Source organism: Dietzia maris, assembly GCF_014144855.1.
Lineage (GTDB): Bacteria > Actinomycetota > Actinomycetes > Mycobacteriales > Mycobacteriaceae > Dietzia > Dietzia kunjamensis.
In genome coordinates this window covers 1-2986 of sequence record NZ_JAALDN010000338.1, presented here as the reverse complement: position 1 = coordinate 2986, position 2986 = coordinate 1, and the positions used below count along the sequence as shown (strand labels likewise).

General features: G+C 61.1%; 1 protein-coding gene and 1 pseudogene. One reads left to right on the top strand and one right to left on the bottom strand.

Annotated features, from left to right (window positions below):
- Positions 1 to 353: 353 nt before the first annotated feature.
- A complete protein-coding gene (locus G6024_RS11450; protein WP_119192861.1) occupies positions 354 to 1133 on the bottom strand; it encodes a ParA family protein in 780 nt (259 codons plus the stop codon).
- Positions 1134 to 2715: 1582 nt separating this feature from the next.
- Here G6024_RS11450 and G6024_RS11445 point away from each other — a divergent pair.
- Positions 2716 to 2986 (top strand): annotated as a pseudogene (locus G6024_RS11445) (recombinase family protein); the annotation flags it as partial.

Here is a 2986-nt window from a genome sequence, read left to right as displayed (position 1 = left end):
GGCCCACTGTCCGAGATCACCGCAGCAGGCCAGAACTCGAGCCCGAAGCCTGTCGATGTCTGATCAGCAGTCTCGTGATTCCAAGTACTCGACGATGGCGCTGTCGGTGATGGACGCGATACTGATAGTGCGGTCGCCTGTTTCGTAGCGCAGTTTGTCTACCGCGCGGAGTAGCCGTGCTTTCGTTGATGGGCGCAACCGGACATTGTGCTGCTCCGTCAGTCGCTCCTCCCCCCGCGCGGCGGGCTGGTTTGTCTGTGGGGCGGACAGCGGCGCGGGAGTCGGGGTAGGTCGCTCGGGCAAGTCCGCTGCGGGGTGGGTAGTTCGTCGGATTGCGGGTTCACGCTGGACGCTCATGCTGCAGTCCCTTCGGTGATTACCAGCTCGGAAAGTAGATCCGTGTAAGCGACCTGGAGAGCTAACGCCTTGCCGCCAGTGAACCTGTGGATCGGCGTGTGAGTGCTATGCGCGTCCTGGCGGGCGGTCAGTTCCGGAATGGCGGTCTTCGCGACCAGTTCTCCGTAGGTCTCACGCAACTCGCTCTCGCGGAATCGGTGTTCGCCGGTGGCCCGCTTACGGCTAAGGACAATTTTCTCGAGCACGAGTCGGGGGTTGGGTCGTCTCTGGACATTGCGGATCGTTTCCTGAAGGTTTTCGATCCCCCGGACACTGTCGATGGTTGGCTCGGTGATGGCAATGACCCCGTCGGCTGCGCACAACACGGCAAAGAGCAACTTCCCCAGTGACGGTGGACAATCGAAGAGGACCGCGTCGTAGACCGAGAGGTCGAGCCCCTCGAACGCGATGTCGAGGCGGAAGATCAAATCGTTGGCTCCGTCCGACTCGATGTTGGCCAATGCTTCGTTGGATGGGATGAGGTCAACCCTGTCCCAAGGGGTTGCGATGACGGCATTGGCTGCAGCTCCCGCAGCGGTTCGGTTCATGAGGTCGAACGTCGTCATCATGTCGTCCGTGATTTCGACACCGAGCCCAGTGGTGGAGTTCCCCTGAGGGTCGACGTCCACAATCAGAACATTGCGTCCCTGATCGCTCAGTGCACTAGCCAGGCCGAGCGTCGTTGCAGTTTTGCCGACGCCGCCCTTCTGATTGCAGAGCGCTAACTTGCGGACCATGCGCGTTCCTCTCGAAGTGGCGGCCAACCACAGGTGCTCGCTAGGTTGGCTGGACGGTTACGTTCCCTCGGATAATCGCTGGGTAGTTCGCGTCGTAGTGCTAGCGAGGCTAACCCTGATAGATAGTGACGTAGCGAAGGCTCGCGGAGCAGCCATAACTATCAACGTTTGGCTAGCTAGCGGTGCTAGCTTAGTTAATCTAGTAACGGTAGACAAGCACGCTACTGGTGCTTCTCTAGCTTGTTGTGCACGCAGAGACGGGTCGGTGTGCCGGGCGCTGGTGCCGCTACCCCAATTCGCTTAGGGCCCCCACGGGCCTGTCGAACGTGGGCCACTACGTGGGGCCCGATCAACGAGCCCGTGCCGGGCGGTCAGGGGGCCGACGGGGTCGTCATCGGGGAACGTTTGAATGTGGACGCGACGGGTGTTGTCCCAGGTAAGGTTTCCGAGCTCGTGAAGGACTTCGAACGAGGTGCCGGCACCTGCAGAGATAGGCGTGACGGCGGCGGGGCGCCTCGCCGGACGGGCTTGGGATCACCACCGAAGCACACCCGAGGAGCTCCAGAGAAGGACTGTTAGCGCAGGTAGGGGCCGATCTACTGTAGCCGACAGTTATCCGCTCGGGGGTTCGTCGGAGCCGCTCCCAGCATCCGGAAGTAGAAATGGCTTGCACCCAGAGGGGGCCGTCACTACGCTAGGAACTGCCCACCGTTACGACGGAACGTGAAGAAGGCCTTAGAACCCCAGCCGGACGACTGGATCTAGGGCCTTTCGCTTTGTCCGGACTCTGGCATCAGAGACTCGGGGGTCCGCTTCTCGATCAGGATGCTGCCGCGGAGCACATCGATGTAGCTAACATCTCCGGAGAAGCTCGCGTTCACCGCCCCAAGCACAGCGTCCGGGATCCACAACAAGGGGTCATCGCCACCACGGCAGTGGCTAATCCTCAGGCCCCGATGCCAACCCTGGTTCTGCAACGAAACGATATGGGCGCGGTCCTGCTTGTCCTGAGAGTCGCTTCGCCGTTCGAGAGTGATGTCTAGGACATCAGCCTCTCCGAGTTCGTAGTAGAGCGTTTCCAGGCACTTTCGCCTGTGGCGCTCAGTCTTTCGGTTGCGCCCACTGAGGTGTGCAACGACTACGTGCATGGAACCCAGATCGGCGATTGTCTCTGTGATCGTGCGGCGGCGGCGATCACTTTCATCGGTCCAGTGAGGTTTGATCTGGCCTGGAAGACGAAGATGGCGTAGCGCTTCTCGGATCTCGTCGCAATCTCCTGCGGTGACGATGGCCGCCCGATTAGGTACTCCTGAGTTGTATCGGTCCGGACGCAACTGGACTCATCAACAAACGCACGCATACCCGCCGAGGTCATTTCCACCTACTCACCGTATCCATCGGCCGCGACAACCCAGCCCGGCACTTCCTCTTACAACTTCCGCCCCTTTGGGGTACACCCGTGCGGGACGGCATGCCGCCAACCGTCGCCGCTGTGTCACAGGGTCTAGTTCGACACTTATGAAACATCTTCCCGTGGGGTCTAGGATCTATTGATACAGATTCCGGACGAAAGGGTCTCCTCATGGCTGATCGGATCGGGACGTTGCTGAACCGTTCTGGTGATGGTGGCGAGGAGGTGCTCATCGTCAGCCGCGGGAGTGTGCGGACCCGCTTTCGTCGCCGGGACGAGCTGGGCTGGAACTTTCGGGTGGAGTCGACGGACTCGGAGAACGTCGTCGAAGGGAAACCGGAGCCGAAGCCGAAGCCAGCTCGCCGGGCCTCGCGTCCGCGTGGACAGCGGGTGGCGTACGTGCGGGTGTTGGCCGCCGATCAGAACGAGGCGCGTCAGCTCG